Raw genomic sequence first — 21,526 nt, 5'->3', positions numbered from 1 at the left:
CGACACAGGCGAGCTTGAGATCTCCACCCCAAGAGACCGCGACAGTAGCTTTGAGCGACAACTTCTACTATTAAAAAAGTAGTCGTTAAACCTAAGGCAACCATTAACTTCTTACTATTTTCTTCAGTAACAACCGCATGGCTATGATCATGATGTTCTGACATAAAATATTTTCCTTATTCTATTTATGATGAGCAGAGATATTGGATAACAGCCAATATCTCTGCTGTAAATCGACTAATCTATTGGATTAAGAAACTTTTTTTTCATTTATCCAACGATAAAGCACGGGTAACAGCACCAAAGTTAGTAATGTTGAAGAGATAATCCCGCCAATCACTACGGTTGCCAGTGGCCGTTGAACCTCAGCCCCTGTTCCGGTTGACAGCGCCATTGGTACAAAACCCAGTGAAGCCACACAAGCTGTCATCAACACTGGTCTTAAGCGCAAAATAGCCCCTTGCCACACGGCTTTATGCACTGGATATTTGTCCCTTAATTCCTTAATAAAGGTCAGCATTACCAGTCCATTGAGGACTGCAACACCAGATAAGGCAATAAAGCCAATTCCAGCTGACATCGATAATGGAATATCCCTTAGCCAAAGGAACAGCACACCACCGGTCAAGGCAAAGGGTATCCCGGTAAAGACCAATAGACTTTCTTTGACATTGTGAAAGACCGCCATCAGTAAAATAAAGATAGTGATTAAAGCCAGTGGAATCACGATTTGCATCCGTGCTTTGGCTGAAGCCAAATTTTCAAACTGACCGCCATATTCTATCCAATAACCACTTGGCAAAGTGTATGCTTTGAGCTGTGTCTGTACATCAGAAACAAAAGACCCTAAATCACGCCCTTCAACATTCGTTGTAACCACAACTCGGCGTTTACCATTTTCTCGACTGACTTGGTTGATTCCTTCAATGGTCGAGACTTGCGCGACATCCGACAATAAAATACTGCCACCATTTGGAAGCTGAATAGGTAACTGGGAAACAGATGCGACACTACGGTCTTGCTCTCCAAGACGGATAACAAAATCAAAACGACGATCGCCTTCTAAAATCTCTCCCACGCTTTGTCCACCAATACTGGTTGCCACAAGGTCTTGAATTGAACGCACACTCAAACCATATTGTGCAGCCAAAGTTTTATTTACCTCGACATTCAGTAATGGCAAACCTGAGGTCTGCTCAACTTTCACGGCACTGCTACCCGATATTTGCTGAATGATTTTGGAGATTTTAGTCGCCTCAGTATTGAGGACATTCATATCATCACCGAAGATTTTCACACCAACATCACTACGCACACCTGAGATCAATTCATTAAATCGGAGTTCAATCGGTTGTGAAAATTCACTATTATTGCCTGGAATCGTGGCTAAATACGTCACCATACGGCCACGTAATTCATCTAAACTTTCTTTAGGATTTGGCCATTCTGAACGAGGCTTTAACATGATATAGCCATCTGAAATATTGGGTGGCATGACATCTGTTGCAACCTCGGCTGTACCCGTTCTGGCAAATACTGCCTTAATTTCAGGGAAACTCTTTAAAAGAAGTTTTTCAGTATTCTCCTGAATACGTAAAGACTCTTCTAAGCCTGTACTTGGTGAACGTAACTGTTGTATCGCAAAGTCTCCTTCACTGAGCTGTGGTGCAAATTCACTGCCGAGTTTGGTACTGATAAATCCCGTAATCACTAATAAACACAGTGCAAAAGTCAGCACAACTGCTTTGTATTGATACGAAATATCAAGAGTTTGCTGATATTTAGCTTTTAGCCATAACATCCAACGACTTTCTTTTTCTTGAATATCGCCTTTGACCCACAATGCCACAGCAGCAGGCACAAAGGTGATCGATAAAATAATGGCTGCAACAAGGGCGAGTACCACTGCCAATGCCATCGGATGGAACATTTTTGCTTCCACACCACTTAAAGCAAAAATCGGCAAATACACCACCAAAATAATAAGCTGACCAAAAATAAGAGGACGACGTGCTTGGCGGGCAGCCAGAAAAACTTCCTTAAAGCGTTCACTTTGTGTGAGAGGTCGTTTTAACAGTTGCTGTGTATGGGCTAAACGCCGGATACAGTTTTCGACAATCACCACAGCACCATCGACAATGATGCCGAAATCGAGTGCACCTAAACTCATCAGATTGGCACTGATATTTTGCTGTGCCATCCCGGTTAAGGTAAACAGCATAGAGAGTGGAATGACACAGGCAGTAATCAAGGCAGCACGGATATTCCCTAAAAACAGGAACAGAATGATGATGACCAGGATTGCTCCCTCTACCAAGTTTTTCTGAACGGTTTTAATCGCCTTCTCAACCAAGATAGTACGGTCGTACACCGTTTCAATCACTACCCCTTTAGGCAAACTATTCTGAATATCTTGAAGCTTGGCATCCACAGCTTTAGAAACAGTCTGGCTATTTCCACCCATCGCCATCATGACAACCCCTAAAACGGTTTCTTTGCCGTTATAGGTTGCCCCACCGGTTCTTAAATCATGCCCAATAGAGACTTGCGCAATATCACCAACCCGAATTGGGCTGCCATTTGGGCTACCCAGCATGGTGTTCTCAATATCAGAAAGCCCATTGAATGCACCCGGTACACGTACCGTCAGTTGCTGACCATTGTCTTCAATATAACCTGCACCTCGGTTCTCATTATTTTGCGCTAAAGCCTGTTGCAGTTGTTCTAATGAGATATTCAGTTGCTGCATCCGGTTTAAATCGGGAGAGACCACATAGGTTTTTTCAAAACCACCAATACTGTTGACCTCTGCAACTCCCTTAACACGTTGCAGTTGAGGACGCACAATCCAGTCCTGAATCTCACGCAAATCCATCGGCGTGTATGCAGTTCCATCCGGCTTTTTCGCATTCGGATCTGCCTTCAGTACCCATTGATAAATCTCACCGAGACCCGTAGAAACGGGGGACATCGTCGGTGCGATTTGTGCAGGCAACTCAGATTGCGCCTCCTGTGTCCGTTGGTTAATCTGCTGACGGGCCCAATAAATATCAGTCCCATCTTTAAAGACAATGGTGACTTGAGAGAGTCCATAACGGGATATGGAACGGGTAAGCTCCAGATCCGGAATGCCAGCCATGGCATTTTCAATGGGATAGGTAATCAGCTGTTCGACTTCAAGCGCAGTAAAACCCTTGGCTTGAGTATTAATCTGGACTTGGGTATTGGTAATATCGGGTACAGCATCAATCGGGAGTTTCTGATAGCTATACACCCCGACCGCAATCCAGGTACAGGCAAAGAGCAACACCCAAATCGCATTTTGTATGGAAAACTGAATGATTCGTTCGAATAAACCTTCTGGTTTTGGTAGATCAGAATTAATGTCCATGGCCTGCCTCGTCTTTTTCTAATTCAGATTTCAACAAGAAACTGCCTTGAGCGATATACTTCTGCCCTTCAGTCAGCCCAGAAATCACTTCAAGCCATTGTCCATCACTTGAAGCCTGCCCCAATTGCACTTTCTGTGCTTTTAAGTGGACTTGACCTTTTTGTTCTGAATCTACGATGAAAATACTGTCTTCACCTTCAATACTTTGCAGCGCAGACTTTTGAATCCGAAGGGCTGATTTTGCTGTAGCTTCCGGAATCAACACTCTCACTAACACATTAGAACGCAACTCAGTAGCTTGCGCATCGAGTTTTGCGCGCACCACCAGACGCCCTGTTTGTACATCTGCCTGAGAGGTTAAGCTTTGTACAGTAGCTTTATAGCTTTGATCTGAATCATTCACTTTAAAGTCAATTTTTTGCCCGGCTTGCAGTTGACCTGAGAATTGATTCGGCAAATTAAACTCAAGCCATAAATCTTTCAGCTGTTCAATGACAAAGAGCTGATTAGCCAGTTGCACATTTTCACCGACCACAATATCTTTTTGACTGATCACCCCAGAGATCGGTGCTTTAATCAGAAAACGCCCATTGTTATTGCCACTTGCACCTAATGCATTTAAACGTGCTTGTGAGGACTGGACAGTAATCTGCGCTTGACGGTAGGCATTTTCGGCACGCTGGTAATCCTGTTTGGCAGAAACCCCCTGTGACCAGAGTTGCTGTTCGCGCTGGTAATCTTTACGGGCCAAATCCAGATTCACCTGTGCCATACGCAGATTTGCCTGTTGGTCGATCAGTTCAGGCACGGTTAGTACAGCCAGCGTTTGTCCTTTTTGCACGCTCTGTCCTAAAGCCACATTGATCTGCTCGACATAACCACTAAAATTAGGCGATATATGCGCTTGTTGATCGGTATTCACCACCAATTTACCTGGCAGGGTTGTCAGCTTTTCAACCAATCCTGTGGATGCAACAGCAACTTTTAAACCTTGTTCAACCATTTGTTGGCTGGTCAGTTGTATTTCGCCTTCTTCAGCATGTCCTTCTTCAGAACTATCTTCATCAGAATATTCGGCATTTCCCTCATCATAACCCTGCCCCTCAGATTCAGTTTTTTTTGAACTTAACCAAATAGCCAGACTGACCAAGACCGTAATCAGAATCAAAACTACAATCATGAGAGACTGGGATATTTTTCCGTTTTGCTTGGCGTTCATTTTATCGTGCTCCCCCATTGATTAAATTTTGCGATGCTTCGACTGCCTTTTTATTCAGTTGTGTATAGGCATCCGAACGGCTAATTTCTTCATAACTTGTGCCAATACTGAGTGCCTCAGCTGCTAGGGCAGTTTGCCAAGCTTGACGTAGAGTTTGTAATTGACCCAATCGAAGATTCTGCAGTTGGGTGGTTGCTTGCTGAACGTCGGTAATGGACAGTTTCCCTGCCTGAAACCCTAGTAAAGTACGGCTCTGAACTTTGGTCGCCAAAGTAACTTGTGCTGTTGTGGCATCGAACTGGCTACGTAAACCTTTGAGCTGATGCATGCTGTTGGCAATATCGAGTATTTGTTGCTTCAGCTCACGCTGCTGCTGTTGGTTCAGCAATATTTGCTGTTGCTGGACCATCGGGATCGCATATTGCTGGCGATTGAAAATATTCAGTGGAATAGCCACGCCGATTGCTAAAGTCGTATCGTTGCTTTCATTAGGGGTTTTGCTACGTTTCATGCCTACATTTAAAGTCGGATTGGGACGTGCCTGAATTCTTAAATTTTCAATTTGATGATCCGATTGCTGAATGTTCAAGGCATAGAATTTTTCTAGCCACCCTTCAGCAATATACCGTTGCACAGTTTGGAGACTTTGCTCTGGCCAAGGGATAGCGGTTTTATTCAATTGAAGATGTGAAGATGTTTCTCCCCCCCACAAATTAGACAGCTGACGACCGGCAGCTTGTTTATTCAGCATCGCTTGCTGATAAAGTCGTTGGATTTCTAGCGCTTCAATTTGGGCACGCTCAAAATCAACCAGGGCAATACTGCCTGCCTGATAGCGTTTCTGGGCACTGTCCAGATTGACTTTACTTGTTTTTAACTGTACTGAATAAGCAGACTGCTCAACCTCAGCAAGTGCAAATTGCGACCATGCAAATTTAACAATCAGTTGGCTTTGTGCCTTCCATAATTGCTGTTGCAATTGGATTTGTTGATTCGAGGTATTGGCAATCACCCGGTTCAGCTTACGCTGACCAAATAGATCTAGAGGTTGACTAACGCCAACATTGAATTCCTGTTCTTGACCTGAGCCAAAGCCAGACTGTTCTAAACTTATACTTGGATTCTGCCATAACCGACTTTGCTGAATATTCAATTCAGATATTTGCTGAACTTGTTGCCACGGCTTGTCTTGAGTCTGGTAACTTTGTACTTTTGCTAAAGCGGATTCAAAGCTGGTAACGTTTTCAGCATAGCTATATTGCATAGCCGCTGCACATATACAAGCAACCAAGCTATGACGCAAGAGTATAATTGATTGTGAAGACATGATTTTTCCCACTTATTTAAATAATAAAAGTGGTGGGAATGTTTTAGGCTACCCCACCATGAGCGGGGAAAATTCGGGAGGTGGGCTTTGTTGAAACAGGTCAGGAGCCTGATAGCTGTTTTTCCAATGAAATTGTGGATTCACTTTAACTTCAGAGCTTGGATGAAACACATCTACTTTTTCATTTTGTACAATCAAATGCATCATCGATGGTAGATGATCTTGATGATCTTCACCGATTTCTAAATCGCTACTGAATGTTTTTATGTTTTCTGACTGTCCATTATGATCGTGTTGACGACTATCGCTGGCACACAAGGTATTTTGGTGATGACCAAAATGATAACTCTGCTGTGATTGAGGCTGTTGTTCATGGACACAAAAGGCCGCCGCCACATTCCAAAAGCTTTGGAACATGAACAATCCAACCAAGACTGTAATCCATGTAGTAGAACGCATCATCATAACAACCGAAAAATTTGTACCAAGTATAAGGCTTAGAGCCACTCCAAGGTCAAGCTTAATAAATTAAATTAAACATTCAATGAACACTGAATAGCCGGCACTTTTGCAAATTTACCTTGTCTCTATAAGCTCACATCAATTTCAGGTAAGAATAACAATAGATAGTGAACCGTACCGGGTTTGTCGGAGACTTTTTATTTAAGTTAGGCCACCTGACCTAACGGGTTAATCTTATCATTGTACATTGCTTCAAACTCAAAAGGCAATTTTCCATGAGAGTTTCCCAAACTTTGTGTAACTGCTTATAATCCACTAACAGGAGAATAAGCAATGACTAACCAATCTGACATCAAGAAACTGGCTGAGCAAATGGCCAGCAGCATGAAAAGCTTCGATGACATCAAAGACTTTCAAAAGCAGCTCATGCAGTCCTTCATCGACACTGCCCTAGAAGCAGAAATGGAAGAGCATCTCGGCTACCCCAAGCATGAAAAGGCAGACAGGCCTAATAAGCGCAATGGGCACACTAAAAAGAGAGTCCGTAGCGACACAGGCGAGCTTGAGATCTCCACCCCCAGAGACCGCGACAGTAGCTTTGAGCCTGTACTTGTCAGTAAGCATCAAACCCGTATTTCAGGTCTTGATGACAAAATCATATTTCACTACAGGCATAGCCTTACGTCTTGCGCTTCGGGCAAGTGTCTCCCAGACACTTGCTGATCCTCGCTCATACGCCAAAGGTCAAACCACTACTGAGATTGTCGAAACCATCAAGGACATCTACGACGTCGACATCTCAAGCAGCTTGGTTTCCAGAGTCACTGACAACATCTTGGATGACATCACCGCTTGGCAGAACCGGCCACTGAGCAGCGTCTATCCTATCGTCTACTTAGACTGCATTGTCGTCAAAGTTCGTCAGGACAAGCAGATCATCAACAAAGCTATCTATCTGGCCTTAGGCGTTGCTCTTGATGGTAAAAAAGAGCTGCTTGGTATGTGGCTGTCAGAGAACGAGGGCGCTAAATTCTGGCTTGGTGTTCTCACTGAGCTACAAAACCGCGGGGTTCAAGATATTCTTATTGCCTGTGTAGACGGCCTAAAAGGCTTCCCTGATGCCATCAATACGGTCTACCCTAACGCTCAGGTTCAGCTGTGTATCGTGCATATGGTGCGCTATTCGATGAAGTTCGTACCTTGGACGGACAAGAAGGCCGTAGCAGCTGATTTAAAGGCCATCTACGGTGCTGATACGCTTGAGATAGCAGAGGCCAACCTTGAGCACTTTGATGAAGTATGGGGCAAAGAGTACCCGCATGTCATCAAGTCTTGGCGCAATAACTGGGAGGGCTTAACGGTGTTCTTTGAGTACCCGAAAGACATCAGAAAAGTGATTTATACCACCAATGCGATAGAGTCGCTAAACAGTGTGATTCGAACGGCGGTGAATAAGCGTAAGGTGTTCCCGTCTGATCAGGCGGCATTCAAGGTGGTGTACTTAGCCACCCAGCAGGCATCCAAAAAGTGGTCAATGCCGATCCGTAACTGGACGTCTGCTCTTAATCGCTTTATGATTATGTTTGATGATCGTATTAGTAAGCATTTAATCTAAATGGCAGTTACACAGAATCTGGGATGGTCTCGTAGATAAGGACGATGCTTCAGGTTAACCTCACACTTGTTGTAAGTCTAGCAACGGCTTCTGCCTTTCCAGATTACGTTTATAGCTTCTGTTATACTAAAAACTAGTCAAGCGATAATATTTAGTTACTATTAAATTATAAAACTGAAAAACAAATCTAAAGTATACTCACAAGTGTACTAAAATATATATTTAAATATTTATCTATATACATCAAACACTTAACAACAATTAACCGTTCCGGCTCCGGGTACCATTACATAGTCCTATACTATCTTATAGAACAGCTAAAGCCCCTGATATCAGGGGCTTTGTTGTATTTGGCGTTCTATACTGTTCTGCTCTATCTATCCCAATCCATGCATCTGATGTACCTTAACCTGTCAGTGCTCATTTGAAATAATGATCATGACAAGCGATATAGATGATGAGCATCTCAAACGCCCTACTCACCTATACCACTATTCTTAAAAAACCTATCTAGATTACACACTTGGTTTGGCAAGTAGCATTATCAATTTATGCTCTTAACAGCCAAATCAGCTACCTAATAACACATTGCCATAGTCATCACGCAGATCTTTTTTGACCATTTTCCCAGCGCCATTTAGGATGATATTATCTACAAATATGACTTTATCGGGTATTTGCCAGCTGGCGATTTTACCTTCGTAAAAGCTCAGCACTTGCGACTCATCGATTTCTGAATCTGGTTCTTTCACCACAATCAATACTGGGCGCTCGCTCCATTTTTTATGCTTTGCAGCAATAGCGGCCGCCATTCTTATCTGCGGATGGGCGACTGCGATGTTTTCAAGCTCTACTGACGATATCCACTCTCCACCAGATTTGATCAAATCTTTTGAGCGATCCCGAATATTCATATAGCCATCGGCATCAATGGTTGCAATATCGCCTGTGTCGAACCAACCATCTTCAGTTATCGCATCAGGATTTTCTGTGTAATAGTCATTGATGATCCAATGACCTTTGATCTGTAAACGACCTTGAGACATACCATCTTCTTCGACTCGCTGTAGCGGTTCATCAGTATCTATGAGACGTAGCTGAACGCCGTAGGGCGGACGACCTTGAGAGTTACGCAACTCATTAATCTCATCTTTACTCAGCGATTTATGCTTGGCTTTTATTTGATTCATCGTTCCAAGTGGGCTAGTTTCTGTCATGCCCCAACCATGCACCGCATCGCAGTTAAAGTCTTCTCTGAACGTTTTGATTACTGATGGTGGGCATGCGGCTCCTCCGACGATGGTACGCGTCATGCTATCAAGCTTACTACCTCTGGCTTTGGCAGCGGTCAATAGGCTTTGCCAAATTGTTGGAACCCCTAGAGCAACCGTAACATGACAATCATCAATGAGAGATACTAGGCTGTCACCATCGAGATTTGGACCAGGAAGTATGAGAGAGCAACCAGTCAGGGCAGCTGCATAAGGTGTGCCCCACGCATTGACATGGAACATCGGTACTACGGGTAACAAAACGTCTTGTGCAGAGAGCGCGGAGACATCAGGCATGCACAATGCCATCGCATGCAGCACAGAAGAGCGATGCGTATATAAAATCCCTTTAGGGTTACCGGTAGTTCCTGATGTGTAGCATAAAGAGCTGGCGGTCGCTTCATCGAATTGAGGCCAGTCAAAGTCAGTAGGATTTTCTGCTAATAGCTCATCAAAGAACAGTACATTAGGCAGTTTCTCTACGATACTATCATCTCGATCACTTAGACAAATGAAGTGTTCAACACCTTTGATATGCTCTCTGATTGCCATAATTAGCGGTAGGAAAGTAGTATCAAAAAACAGTACTCGATCATCAGCGTCATTGATAATGTAGCTAAGCTGCTCAGGGAACAAACGTGGATTGATAGTATGGCAAACCATGCCACTACCTGAAATGGCATACCAAGCTTCTAAGTGCCGACGATTATTCCAAGCCAAAGTTGCTATGCGTTCTGATGATTTAAGTCCCAGTGTAGCCAACGCATTGGCCAATCGTTTTGAGTTATCTGAGACAGTACGCCAATTGGTATGAGTCATCTGTCCATCGACTTCTTTGGACAAAACCGCCGTATCACCATGATAACGGGCAGCGTGTTCGATTAGACCACTGATCAGCAATGGCTGATACATCATTTTTCCTAACATAATACATTCCCTGTAGTTATTTGAAAGTCCGCTTATTCTTGCTACTGCATTGCCTGATGCGAAGAATAGGCCTCAACTAAGAATAATCAGAATTATTCTTTAAGACAAGTTAATATTATGTTCTCCATAGGCGACGAAAAACTGTGATTCAACTTCAAAGACTTGATGATTACTCTATATAAATAGTTTTTACTTTCTCATCAAAAGTTTATTGGTATCATTGTTTCTTTAATTAACCATAAAATTTGGACAAAAAAATCCGACCACCTAAGTGATCGGATTTTTAATGTTTGGTGGAGATGGCGGGAGTTGAACCCGCGTCCGCCAGCATTACGCTCATGAATCTACATGTTTAGTTTCTGTCTTTAGTTTTAATCCGCACCGATCCGACAGTCAGGATGGATTGGACGATTCTCTACTTTTGAACCCAAGCAATTGAGACAATCACTTGTGGCGAGCCTACATGCGGACGCTTCAACTTAGTTAACCAACTGTAGGTGATCAGCAACTAAGTAAGCAGGGTTTAAGCTGCTAGAGCGTAAGTTTCGTCGTTTGCGACTATAACAATATATGTTTGATTAACGAGAGGACATACACTCTCGACATGCATCATTGAGTTTCATTACCAGCGTCGAAGCCAGAACATCCCCAATAAGACTGGCTATTATATAGGAGATATCGGTTAGGTTTCAACCTATAAGTAGCCTGCATTACATTACGTTACAGCTTAATAATTTACGCCAAAACAGTGTTTAACCATTTGCCGATATTTTGAATCTGCGGCATACAGACTTGATGTGCCATCGGATACGTATTATAAGACACATTATAGTCCTTTGCCGACAATAACTGCTGGGCTTGCTCACCTAGGATGACAGGCACAACTGGATCATGAGAACCATGCTCAATCAAAATCGGCATGTCTTTATTGGCAGCACTATACTCAATATTGTCATTGGTTGCTAAGTAGGTAGAGAGCGTCATCAAGCCAGCCAAACGTTTTGGATAGCCAAGTGCCACATGGTACGCAACTGCCCCGCCCTGCGAAAACCCTGCGATAACGATATGCTCTGGTAACACGCCGCGTTCTATCTCACGACTAATCAAATCTTGTATCTGCTGAGCAGACTCTTGAATCTGAGCCACATCTACTTTACGCTCTAGACTCATCTCTATGATGTCGTACCATGCTGGCATCACCATGCCGCCATTTACTGTGACTGGGCGTTTAGGTGCATGTGGGAAGATAAAACGTACTGCCATATCATCAGCCAAGCCAAGCTGCGGTACAACTGGCTCAAAATCATGACCGCTAGCACCTAAGCCATGTAGCCAAATCACTGCGCGATCTATCTTGTTTTGAGAGGGATTGTGCTCAACGAAGACTGCATCTAAATAGTTACTCATAATTATCCTTAATAATGTAGTGAGATATGCCGGAAGCATTTCTATGTTTTTGCCAAAATAATATGTGTGTCATTATATGGTCAATATCATCTGTTAGTTTGAGAGTATGGTCAATAGTGAGGTACTAAGCGGACAATAGCAAAAATGTGAACAGTATAAGAAGACACGTATTATTTTACGATCGATAAGCTCAGTACTATCAAGCTTAAAACTATAAAGCTCAAATACTGTCAGCTGTCTATTCTTTAGTACATGTGCCTACAACTGTATCCGCATTAATGCTAAGTTCTTACAAGGCTAGGCTCTTACAAGAATGCACGACCCTTAGCTTCTTTTGGCAGGTAGCAACCAATAGTCAAACGTTAATCTTTTATTTCCTATCCATACGTCCGATGGGATTTTTTTATAATTTTGCAGGAACATTTTACATGACAATTTCTAATAAATCAGCGCTTGAGCTGAGTAAACAGACACCGACTAAGGTTAATCAGATTAATATCGCCTTACCTTTAACGCTGATCAGCTCATTATTGATAGTAGGCTGCACTACTGATAGTAGCTCAGTGCTCACATCAAAAGCTCCTTTATCGACAGCGCAACCGCAATCACAGCCCCAATCGTCTTCACCTGTCGCATATACCTATGGAGTGCGGCCTTTTTACCTGATAAATGATATGGACGAGGGACCACTAAAAGAAGAGCTACAGGCATGCAGAGGGCAACTGCCAAGTAAGACAGACTTCTCTATTGCGCATCGAGGTGCGCCATTACAGCTGCCTGAACATACTTATGACAGCTACGTGGTGTCAGCACAAATGGGGGCTGGCATCTTGGAATGTGATGTCGCTTTTACCAATGACGGTGAGCTGGTCTGTCGTCATGCCCAGAACGATTTGCACACCACGACTAATATTTTGACCACGCCGCTGGCCAACCAATGTACCGTACCGCCTATATTAGATGCTAAAGGCAAACTTACCAATGCCGATAGCATCGAATGTCGCACCTCAGATATTAGCGGTGCTGAGTTTAAAACACTGACGGGTAAGATGGATGCTGCCAATAAAAAAGCAACCAGTATTAGTGAATATATGAATGCAACCGCGCCTTGGCGAACGGACTTATACTCGCAAAACGGCAAAGTGTTAACCTTGAAAGAGCATATCGCGTTGGCTCGCAAGCTGGGTATGAAGCACACGCCTGAGCTAAAAGCACCTGTAGTGACCATGCCATTCAATGGCTATGGTTTGAACGATTACCGCCAACAGTTGATAGATACTTATAAGTCAGCGGACGTGCCTGCAAGCGATGTGTTTGCACAATCATTTAATATAGAAGATCTTGATTACTGGATCAAAAACGAGCCAGCTTATGGGGCGAATGCCGTCTATCTGATCGATGACAGCAATGAGACCGCTAAGGATAAAACATTTGATAAAAACGACGCAACCACTTGGAATCACTCATTGGCTGATATCAAAGCACGTGGCATAAACACCATCGCTCCAGCACTTTGGTTGCTAGTCACTACTGATGGTAAGGGAAATATGCAACCATCAGAATACGCAAAACAAGCCAAAGCCAATGGTCTAAAAATCATTACTTGGTCGATAGAGCGTTCAGGGCCATTAACGGATGGTGGCGATTGGTACTATAGCGGTCTTGGTGATGCTATCAACAATGACGGTGATATGATGAATTATATTGACGTACTAGCGCAAGATGTCGGTGTCCAAGGCATTTTTTCAGATTGGCCCGCTACAGTGAGCTACTATGCCAATTGCAAAGGTCTTAAGTAAGTTTTCGCTTAGTCTATTAATAAACAACCATGCTTAATCTTCGTTACCAAGGCCAGCTTATTTATTGAGCTGGCCTTTTTTTAAATGCATTAAAATAATTACATCGCATACTATCTACTGAGCACCCTACTTTTCCATTAACTTTTCACACCATTTAACCCGTGGCAACAAGAGCAGTCTGCTGTTTTGTGCTACGATAATTTACTAAGCCTATAAGACGATGTAGAGACTATGACCCATATTTTACTGGTAGAAGATGATCCTGCGATCGCGATGTCGCTTAAGGTTACCTGCAAGCGCGAAGGCTGGCAAATAACTTGGTTGGATAATGCCAGTAGTGTGTTACCCATGTTGCATAGTCATAAAGCACAAGATCTATCGGCGATCATTATGGATGTCGGTCTACCAGATGGTGATGGCTTGAGCCTATGTCAGCAAATACGTCATACGCCTGATATCGACGCCTTAAAAGATTTGCCTATCGTGTTTTTGACCGCGCGTAGCGATGAGGTCGATCGTATTCTAGGATTGGAGATGGGCGGTGATGATTATTGCGCCAAACCCTTTAGTCCACGTGAATTGGTCGCGCGTTTAAAAGCCATTTGGCGACGTGAACAGCTAATTCAGCAGTCAGGCTCTCATACCATAAACTCAAATGAAAGTACTGATAATACTTCCTCGCATAATCTTTCAGGACAAGCATTAACGTTTGAAAATCAATCTGGCGTTTGGCATTATCAACCGCTCAATTATTCATTAACGTGGCAAGAACAGAAGCTGGAACTTAGTAATACTGAGCGCAAAATTTTGCTCACATTATTACAAGCACCGCAGCAAGTTTTTAGCCGTGAGCAGTTGCTTAATGCAGTAAGCGACTATCCCGATCATCGCCTAGCACGCACGATAGACAGCCATATCAAGTCGATTCGTAAACAGCTTGCTATGGTAGATGCTAATGTCGATGTCATCCATACGCATCGCGGACTGGGTTACGCATTATGTCCCGCTTAACAGTGGCTGCTAGTTTATGAATAATAAAACCAATCCTGCTGAGAATGATATTCATAATGACCAAAGCAATTGGTATGCCAAACTGCATCCTATTGGTACTGCTCAGCAAACCCCTAAACGCAAACGACTGCTCAATTTAAGTATATTTTTTAGGATTTGGCTAGCCGTTGCGTTGGTGCTCGTCATATGCGGCGTGGTGGTGTTTACTCAGTTGTTTGGCTACGTCAAGCCAACCGCGCAGCAAGTCATCGAAGACACGCTCCTAGACACCAGTAAATTACTCGCGGCCAGTTTACAGGTGCCATTATCTACAGGACAATTATATGATGAGGAGTATCAAGCGCAACTTGATGCTGCATTTGTCGGCATGCCAGCGATGGGCGAAACGCTCAGTCCTGTCGATCAAACCAAAAGCTACAGTAGCTTTCGCGTGTATGTGACAGACAGTAGCGGCATAGTCATTTACGACTCCCTGCCCAAACCTGATAATAATGAAGGGCAGAACTATGGACGCTGGAACGATGTCTATCTCACCTTAAAGGGACAGTACGGCGCAAGAAGCACGCTGCGAGATTATCAGCGGCGCGATGGTTCGGTCATGTATGTGGCTCAGCCCATCAAAAATCCGTCTGGAGATATCATCGGTGTGGTCAGTGTCGGTAAGCCTGTCGCTAGCGTATTGCCTTATTTAGATGACACACGTAACCGTATGCTCATCACCGCACTACTTATCAGTATCGCCGCCCTTATACTGGCAGGTCTAGTAGCATGGTGGCTTAAGCAAAGTATTACCTTAGTGACTCAATATACTAGCGCGCTGGCAGAAGACACCAAAAAGCCCTATTTTTATCTAGGGCATGAGCTGAATAGCTTGACAGATACCATCGAGACCATGAAGCATCGATTGGAAAATCGTGCTTACGTCACCGATTACGTCCATACTTTGACCCATGAGCTAAAAAGCCCTTTAACCGCGATACGTGCCAGTAGCGAGCTGTTAGAGGACGATGGATTAGATGGCAATAAAATGGATAATGAAGATCGGCAGATGCTCATTGAGACGGTTGGTGAGCAAAGCGTAAAAATGCAACAGCTCATCGACCGACTTCTGTTGCTGGCTAAAGTAGAACAGCCTACCTTTAAGCTCAACCGACAACTGACTCCCCTATTACCGCTTTTGCAAAATTTGATCAGAGATAATGCCGCCAAGCAGCAACAGCAGAACCTATGCCCTATCGATATATATATTGATAATAAGAATGTGAACAATACTGCAAACTTGCCAGTAGAAGTGTTGGCAGCGACTAGTGTGTATGCTGACCAATTTTGGTTAATACAGGTACTGCAAAACGTGCTTGATAATGCGATACACTTTGCAAAGCGTACCGTTGAAATTTCACTACATAGCACTGCTCGAACCGTCACTATCGACATATTCAATGATGGTAAGCTGCTACCCGAATATGCTGTTGCAAAAGCATTTGAGCGTTACTTTAGCCTGTCTCATCAAAGCCAACCATCATCTCAAACAACAAATCAAGCAAAGGAACAAACCACAAATCGTATAGATATTAATGACCTAAATATAGACTCAGTATATCCAACGACTGAGCCGAGGCAAACTGACCATAGTAGTAATACGCTCAAGAAAGGCACAGGCCTTGGACTCACCTTAGTAAAGCAAGTCATTGAGCACCATGGTGGTCAGGTAGCCATTAATAATGTTCATGCCAACGATAATAAAATTAGCCCTGATAACACTGATACTGGTAAAGACCAACGTTCTGGCGTGATGGTTAGTATTACCCTGCCCTTAGCTTGAGAGTAATAATTTATAGTCGATTCAATTTAAGGGTAGTACAAGGCAACCGAGTGCAGATGTATATGTGATACTTCAAGCGAGGTTAACGCTGTAATACTTTTATAGTGGAGTGACTATATAATAGTTCATCAACTTTCCATCATGACTACACAGGATTTCTACTTCATTGTTTTACGATAGCACTAAGATCTGTTGAACCGTCAAATTCGTAAAGTAAATTAGGAGTAGAAAATCTATGTCACATCAATTAACGGATAACCCTATTATCAATAACCTAATCGGCTTTAGCCGTCATCACTGTACACAAACTTTATCAAGCGAAGGCGTCGACAGTATTGATTTTGGGCATTGGCTAGCGATTCCTAGTCAGCGGTTATTATTGGTCTTTCGCCATCAGCAATGTGTGGCTATTGATGAATATCAACTGGCAGCCTAATACTTTGCTCGCTCAACACATTAATTGTGTTTAGGTAACACCTGTATTTTATTTGGACATAAAAGAGCCCTTTATTATTTCGGTGGTGTTCTAAAAAGTATGCTGGCGCTAAAAGTCAATAAGAAGTCTATGCTAAGTTCTCTGATTATATATGGCTTTTAAAGCTTCAAAAATTGTTCAAATTTTGATCAGCATACTTTTTGACACACCACCATTATTTCTAGTATTAAACTACTGGAAACAACAAAGGGCTGATTACTCTACGACAAAAATACTAAGTGATCGGTTGTACTGGCGGCTGCACATCCGCGTTTTGACCGCGATGACGCAGATAATGATCAAGCACTACAATCGCTAGCATCGCTTCGGCAATAGGCGTAGCACGCACACCAACGCAAGGATCATGACGACCCTTAGTCAGCATATCGACTGCTTCACCTTGAGTGTTGATGCTCTTGCCAGCAGTGGTAATACTAGACGTTGGTTTTAAAGCAATACTCACACGGATATCTTGACCTGATGAGATACCGCCCAAGACACCGCCGGCATGATTGGCTGCAAACCCATCTGGGGTCAGCTCATCACGAGCGCTATGTCCGAATTGACCTGCCACCGCCATCCCATCGCCAATCTCGACGCCTTTAACCGCATTGATACTCATCATCGCATGAGCAATATCTGCATCTAAACGATCAAATACTGGCTCACCTAAGCCTACTGGCACACCGCTCGCAATGATATCAAGGCGCGCGCCACAGCTAGTGCCTTCACGGCGCAAGTTATCAATCAAAGTCTCAAACCGGCCAATCGCTTCTTTGTCTGCACAAAAGAACGGATTGCTATTTACAAACTCCCAATCAATTTGGCTCGGATCTAGAACGTTACTATGCTCATTACCGATTTGGGTAACGTGACCACGAATTTGTACGCCCAGACGTTCTTGCAAGTATTTCTTGGCGATAGCACCAGCTGCTACACGCATAGCCGTCTCACGCGCTGACGAGCGACCGCCACCACGATAATCACGAAAGCCATATTTCATACTATAAGTATAGTCAGCGTGTCCAGGACGGAAAGTATCTTTGATATCGCTATAATCTTTGGATTTTTGATTGGTATTGCGAATCAATAGACCGATAGACGTACCTGTAGTTTTACCTTCAAATACGCCAGAGATAATCTCAACTTCATCAGACTCACGGCGCTGGGTTGAATACTTAGACGTACCCGGTTTGCGACGATCCAAATCTACTTGTAGGTCGTCTGCAGATAATGCTAAACCTGGTGGTACGCCATCAACGATGGCCATAAGGCCTGCCCCATGCGACTCACCGCAAGTGGTGACCGTAAAAACCTGCCCAATACTATTGCCTGCCATAACTGTCCTTAAACAAGTAAACGCTACTGATGACTATTTGACCAATCACTCATGGTTGTTAATTATACTGTTTGTAATGAGTGATTGTAGTTGTTGCTTATAGTTTCGGCTCAAGAAGCCGACGTCTATTTAACCCAATATCTGTCTATTAAAGGCTATCTAATAGCTGAACATAAGAGGCAAACAATTGACGATTTGAGACTAGCTCATCATAGGTAATCGCAAAGACACCATGGCCGCCATGTGCAAACTTCAACCAATCAAATTGGATTTCAGGATAGGCTTGTTTTAGGGCCCACTCGCTGTCACCTACTTCACAGATCAGCAACCCATCTGGGCTAAGGTAATCTGGTGCTTCAAATAAGATACGATGTACCAAATCTAAGCCATCTTGGCCAGCTGCTAGTGCATGCTCAGGCTCATATAAGAACTCAGGCGGCAAATCTGCCATGATAGCAGCGTCTACGTACGGTGGATTGGTGACGATAAGCTCATACTGGTTTTCAGCAGGTATCTTGGCAAACAAATCAGACTCGATTACGTTCACTTGATGACCAAGGTCATGATGATCGACGTTGACCATTGCCACTTCTAATGCGCCTTTATCGATATCAACAGCATCGACCAACGCATCAACGAAACGAGTAGCAAGCGCGATTGCGATACAACCAGAGCCAGTACACAAGTCCAAGATACGCTCAGGCTGCGACAATTGCTTTACATCCAAGCCATGATCATAAAATACCGCCGACTTTTCGTTCGGACTGACGCCCAGTGGTTTGGCCAATTCAGTAACTTCAAAGTACGGATGGAACTGCTGACGAATCAACTCTGCAATCGGTGAACGAGGGATAAGAACACGCTCATCAACATAAAAAGGCAAATCGCAGAAGTATGACAAGTTAATCAAGTAACTTAGTGGTTTACGCTCAGCGATACGCTCTTCTAATAGTCCTAGTACCAACTGCTTCTCAGAGGTGGTCAGGCGACAGTCTAAAATCTGCTCATTGGCAGACCAATCGAGAGACAAAGAATGCAAGACAATGGCTGACGCTTCTGCAAACTCATCGGTCGTGCCTTGTGCAACAACTACATCGTAGTTACGCAGCTGCGTGACTGAAAAACGAATAAAGTCGCGAATACTGACGAGCTGCTCACGTGCTTCATTTAGCTCTGCATGTAAGTTAGCAAATTCATCGTGCTCACCAAGAAGTCCAGTCTCTAAATCATACTCCATCTCACCGTCTAAGCCCTCAGACTCATCATTGAAGTATTGGTTTTGAAACTCTTCTGCACTCATTGTTTGGTCTTCTGACATATCGCACCTTGTGGATTAACTGCTAGCGGGTTAAATTGCTTTTTGCTAAAAATCGTTATATTAAATAAAATTCAGTCATACATTATAGACGTAAACCTCTAGTAGCGCCAATAACTGTCATTTTTACTTGCACAAAAAATAGTGCGGATAATGAACAGTTTGCGTAAGAATCGAGCACGACGCCATACACACCTTGGTTAAATTATTACCCAACTGTAGCGAATACGTCAGCAGTTGACGTTTGGCAAGTCTTAAATGCAAAAAGATGTGTCAAAAGTTTGCGATGCAATCAAATTATGCGCATAATAGCCGCATTAGTAGCAACCACAAGTGACTCAATATGATGAAAATAAAGCCAATTATTACTGCCATATCTATCGCAGCTGTAAGTGCTAGTGTAGCCGCACTTGCTGCACCTGCCGATAGTACTCGCACATTGCCAGTACGCACGGCTGACGCTATGCCAGGTCTTGCCAAAAAGGTTAGCCTTAATGTGCAAGAGAACCGTAGTCGCTCAGATGGCGCTGCTACTGTACAGTTAAATACAGAGAAAGCGAAACCAGTCGACAGCATGAACCAGCTTATCAATAATAAGCAAGAAGCCAACCAAAACGTGCCAGCCCCAGCTGCTGACAATATGAGCGCAGCAGAACTAACGCGCAAAGATGAGCAAGCTGACCGTAACGATGATATTAGTGAAGGTCAAGCCGTCGCTGCGCCTAGCGACCTATCATCTATCGACTCTTCTGATCCACTCGCTTTTGAGTTACCAGAGAGTGAGAAGCGTCAAGACTTCAGCGACGATCCAACCATCAAAAATATCGAAGATAAAGATGGTAAGAAGCACACAACGCTGAACTTGTCGAACTATGCTAAGCAAGTGAATGGTGCTGTCTGGTCACCTAATATGAAAGTCAACTCAGCGATGACCATCAAAATGCAGGCGCTGCTCGATTGGAACCATGCTTCTCCTGGTCCTATCGATGGTGGTTGGGGCATGAACAGCAAAAAAGCCCTTGTTAACTTCCAAACGATGAAAGGCTTGCCAGCGACTGGTAAAATGGATCAAAAAACTTGGGATGCCTTGGTTAAAAACATCCCTGCGAACAAACCTGTACTGGTCACTTACACGTTGACCGCAGACGATATCAATACCAATTTTGCGACTACCCCTTCTGGTTCAGAAGCGAAGTCAAAAATGAAAGGTCTTTATTATCAAGATATTAAAGAGATGCTAGGTGAACGTTTCCATATGGATGTACGTTACTTAGATAAACTCAACAAAAATAAAAAGTACGCTGTTGGCGAGACTATCACAGTGCTAAATACTCGTGACAAGCTGAACCAACGTATCAATCGCGTAGTCGCCAACAAAGCCGACAAAACATTGTATGCCTACAATGGTGATAAGTTGGTTGCTACTTATCCGACGACCGTTGGTAGTGATGCCACACCGTCTCCAAAAGGCACGTTCAAAATTATCAATAAAGTAAAAATGCCTTGGTATAAATCAACCGTCGGTGAAGGCGCTCAAAAGAAAGTTCATATGATAGCACCAGGACCAAACAACCCAGTCGGTGTCGTTTGGATGGGATTATCTAAGCCTTCTTACGGTTTACATGGCTCACCAGTACCTGAAGGTATCAGTCGTCAAGGCTCAGCAGGTTGTGTTCGTTTGACCAACTGGGATGTGTTAGAAGTATATGCCAATATCGAAAATGGCGCAGTTGTCGAACTTCAATAAATAGAACCTTATTAAATCTAGCTTCGCTGCTAGTTAGCAAATAATTCTAATGATGACAAAAAAGACCTCAATATTGAGGTCTTTTTTTGTTTGTTGATAGGTGTTTCCACTTCACATCGATAACACTGCTTGTCTTTATGTCTTATAGCCTTCCTCATTCCCAGTAATACTGCCAATTTTTTTGGTAAAGAATAATCCTGCAGGTATTGAAGCCAAAACACCCAGTCCCACCGCTATTTGAATATGAAATATCTCATCGAACCCTGTAATGAGAGCACCAATCATAAAAAGCCCAATAGTCACGGTGGCTGTCATTGAGTATATGACAGAAAATAATGGCCAGTTCATAAGTTATTCCTTATCTTTATTGTGGATATAATACATTTAACCTCAATTCCA

At 43.4% G+C, this 21,526-nt stretch carries 14 protein-coding genes, 1 other RNA gene and 2 pseudogenes; 6 read left to right on the top strand and 11 right to left on the bottom strand.

Annotation, left to right across the window (positions count from 1 at the left end):
* The 5 genes and pseudogenes from CXF61_RS14060 to CXF61_RS13425 all read right to left on the bottom strand — a co-directional run.
* Positions 1-164, bottom strand: a pseudogene (locus CXF61_RS14060) (hypothetical protein); the annotation flags it as partial.
* 86 nt (positions 165-250) lie between these two features.
* On the bottom strand, positions 251-3,391 hold the full coding sequence (locus CXF61_RS13440; RefSeq protein WP_165598581.1) for an efflux RND transporter permease subunit: 3,141 nt from the start codon (positions 3,389-3,391) through the stop codon (positions 251-253).
* Positions 3,381-4,610 (bottom strand): efflux RND transporter periplasmic adaptor subunit, encoded by a 1,230-nt coding sequence (locus tag CXF61_RS13435; protein WP_025644120.1) that lies wholly within the window; start codon positions 4,608-4,610, stop codon positions 3,381-3,383. The genes CXF61_RS13440 and CXF61_RS13435 overlap by 11 nt, the downstream gene beginning before the upstream one ends.
* A gap of 1 nt (position 4,611) precedes the next feature.
* The gene (locus tag CXF61_RS13430; RefSeq protein ID WP_068034973.1) at positions 4,612-5,937 is read right to left on the bottom strand and encodes a TolC family protein; all 1,326 of its coding nucleotides are present in this window, start codon (positions 5,935-5,937) and stop codon (positions 4,612-4,614) included.
* A 48-nt stretch (positions 5,938-5,985) separates the two neighbouring features.
* Positions 5,986-6,396 (bottom strand): cation efflux protein, CzcI-like, encoded by a 411-nt coding sequence (locus CXF61_RS13425; RefSeq protein WP_197707698.1) that lies wholly within the window; start codon positions 6,394-6,396, stop codon positions 5,986-5,988.
* A 336-nt stretch (positions 6,397-6,732) separates the two neighbouring features.
* On the opposite strand from CXF61_RS13425, the pseudogene CXF61_RS13420 reads away from it, so the two are divergent.
* Positions 6,733-8,014: pseudogene (locus tag CXF61_RS13420) on the top strand (IS256 family transposase).
* A 569-nt stretch (positions 8,015-8,583) separates the two neighbouring features.
* Here the strand turns inward: CXF61_RS13420 and CXF61_RS13415 are convergent.
* The 3 genes from CXF61_RS13415 to CXF61_RS13405 form a co-directional block, all read right to left on the bottom strand.
* Positions 8,584-10,212: a long-chain-fatty-acid--CoA ligase gene (locus CXF61_RS13415; RefSeq protein WP_165598580.1), complete on the bottom strand. Its 1,629-nt coding sequence runs from the start codon at positions 10,210-10,212 to the stop codon at positions 8,584-8,586.
* Positions 10,213-10,503: 291 nt separating this feature from the next.
* Positions 10,504-10,862, bottom strand: a transfer-messenger RNA (tmRNA) gene (gene ssrA, locus CXF61_RS13410).
* 85 nt (positions 10,863-10,947) lie between these two features.
* Entirely contained in the window at positions 10,948-11,619 is a 672-nt protein-coding gene (locus tag CXF61_RS13405; RefSeq protein ID WP_165598579.1) for an alpha/beta hydrolase, read from the bottom strand.
* Positions 11,620-12,047: 428 nt separating this feature from the next.
* Between CXF61_RS13405 and CXF61_RS13400 the strand changes: the two genes are divergently transcribed.
* The 4 genes from CXF61_RS13400 to CXF61_RS13385 all read left to right on the top strand — a co-directional run bounded on the left by CXF61_RS13400 (position 12,048) and on the right by CXF61_RS13385 (position 16,687).
* The gene (locus CXF61_RS13400) at positions 12,048-13,418 is read left to right on the top strand and encodes a glycerophosphodiester phosphodiesterase family protein (protein WP_165598578.1); all 1,371 of its coding nucleotides are present in this window, start codon (positions 12,048-12,050) and stop codon (positions 13,416-13,418) included.
* Positions 13,419-13,649: 231 nt separating this feature from the next.
* A complete protein-coding gene (locus CXF61_RS13395; protein ID WP_165598577.1) occupies positions 13,650-14,429 on the top strand; it encodes a response regulator in 780 nt (259 codons plus the stop codon).
* A 16-nt stretch (positions 14,430-14,445) separates the two neighbouring features.
* Positions 14,446-16,251, top strand: a complete 1,806-nt coding sequence (gene creC, locus CXF61_RS13390; RefSeq protein ID WP_165598576.1) for a two-component system sensor histidine kinase CreC — start codon at positions 14,446-14,448, stop codon at positions 16,249-16,251.
* 235 nt (positions 16,252-16,486) lie between these two features.
* Positions 16,487-16,687, top strand: a complete 201-nt coding sequence (locus CXF61_RS13385) for a hypothetical protein (protein WP_165598575.1) — start codon at positions 16,487-16,489, stop codon at positions 16,685-16,687.
* A 274-nt stretch (positions 16,688-16,961) separates the two neighbouring features.
* Here CXF61_RS13385 and aroC read toward each other — a convergent pair whose 3' ends face one another.
* Both aroC and prmB read right to left on the bottom strand, forming a co-directional pair.
* A complete protein-coding gene (gene aroC / locus CXF61_RS13380) occupies positions 16,962-18,065 on the bottom strand; it encodes a chorismate synthase (protein WP_165598574.1) in 1,104 nt (367 codons plus the stop codon).
* A 148-nt stretch (positions 18,066-18,213) separates the two neighbouring features.
* Positions 18,214-19,383, bottom strand: a complete 1,170-nt coding sequence (prmB, locus tag CXF61_RS13375; protein WP_165598573.1) for a 50S ribosomal protein L3 N(5)-glutamine methyltransferase — start codon at positions 19,381-19,383, stop codon at positions 18,214-18,216.
* Between the two features lie 340 nt (positions 19,384-19,723).
* On the opposite strand from prmB, the gene CXF61_RS13370 reads away from it, so the two are divergent.
* The gene (locus CXF61_RS13370; protein WP_193834241.1) at positions 19,724-21,127 is read left to right on the top strand and encodes a L,D-transpeptidase family protein; all 1,404 of its coding nucleotides are present in this window, start codon (positions 19,724-19,726) and stop codon (positions 21,125-21,127) included.
* Positions 21,128-21,262: 135 nt separating this feature from the next.
* On the opposite strand, the gene CXF61_RS13365 is transcribed toward CXF61_RS13370, so the two are convergent.
* Entirely contained in the window at positions 21,263-21,475 is a 213-nt protein-coding gene (locus CXF61_RS13365; protein ID WP_057759250.1) for a hypothetical protein, read from the bottom strand.
* Positions 21,476-21,526: the final 51 nt, after the last annotated feature.

The organism is Psychrobacter sp. 4Dc, from assembly GCF_002836715.1.
In the GTDB taxonomy this organism is placed as follows: domain Bacteria; phylum Pseudomonadota; class Gammaproteobacteria; order Pseudomonadales; family Moraxellaceae; genus Psychrobacter.
The sequence above is the reverse complement of the archived record's forward strand: the minus strand, read 5'-3'. Positions and strand labels throughout refer to the sequence as shown.

Bases quoted from the DNA above. Each gene is read 5' to 3' on its own strand.
- CXF61_RS13440 (WP_165598581.1), bottom strand. From the start codon at position 3,391: ATGGACATTAATTCTGATCTACCAAAACCAGAAGGTTTATTCGAACGA.
- CXF61_RS13435 (WP_025644120.1), bottom strand. From the start codon at position 4,610: ATGAACGCCAAGCAAAACGGAAAAATATCCCAGTCTCTCATGATTGTA.
- CXF61_RS13430 (WP_068034973.1), bottom strand. From the start codon at position 5,937: ATGTCTTCACAATCAATTATACTCTTGCGTCATAGCTTGGTTGCTTGT.
- CXF61_RS13425 (WP_197707698.1), bottom strand. From the start codon at position 6,396: ATGCGTTCTACTACATGGATTACAGTCTTGGTTGGATTGTTCATGTTC.
- CXF61_RS13415 (WP_165598580.1), bottom strand. From the start codon at position 10,212: ATGTTAGGAAAAATGATGTATCAGCCATTGCTGATCAGTGGTCTAATC.
- CXF61_RS13405 (WP_165598579.1), bottom strand. From the start codon at position 11,619: ATGAGTAACTATTTAGATGCAGTCTTCGTTGAGCACAATCCCTCTCAA.
- CXF61_RS13400 (WP_165598578.1), top strand. From the start codon at position 12,048: ATGACAATTTCTAATAAATCAGCGCTTGAGCTGAGTAAACAGACACCG.
- CXF61_RS13395 (WP_165598577.1), top strand. From the start codon at position 13,650: ATGACCCATATTTTACTGGTAGAAGATGATCCTGCGATCGCGATGTCG.
- creC (WP_165598576.1), top strand. From the start codon at position 14,446: ATGAATAATAAAACCAATCCTGCTGAGAATGATATTCATAATGACCAA.
- CXF61_RS13385 (WP_165598575.1), top strand. From the start codon at position 16,487: ATGTCACATCAATTAACGGATAACCCTATTATCAATAACCTAATCGGC.
- aroC (WP_165598574.1), bottom strand. From the start codon at position 18,065: ATGGCAGGCAATAGTATTGGGCAGGTTTTTACGGTCACCACTTGCGGT.
- prmB (WP_165598573.1), bottom strand. From the start codon at position 19,383: ATGTCAGAAGACCAAACAATGAGTGCAGAAGAGTTTCAAAACCAATAC.
- CXF61_RS13370 (WP_193834241.1), top strand. From the start codon at position 19,724: ATGATGAAAATAAAGCCAATTATTACTGCCATATCTATCGCAGCTGTA.
- CXF61_RS13365 (WP_057759250.1), bottom strand. From the start codon at position 21,475: ATGAACTGGCCATTATTTTCTGTCATATACTCAATGACAGCCACCGTG.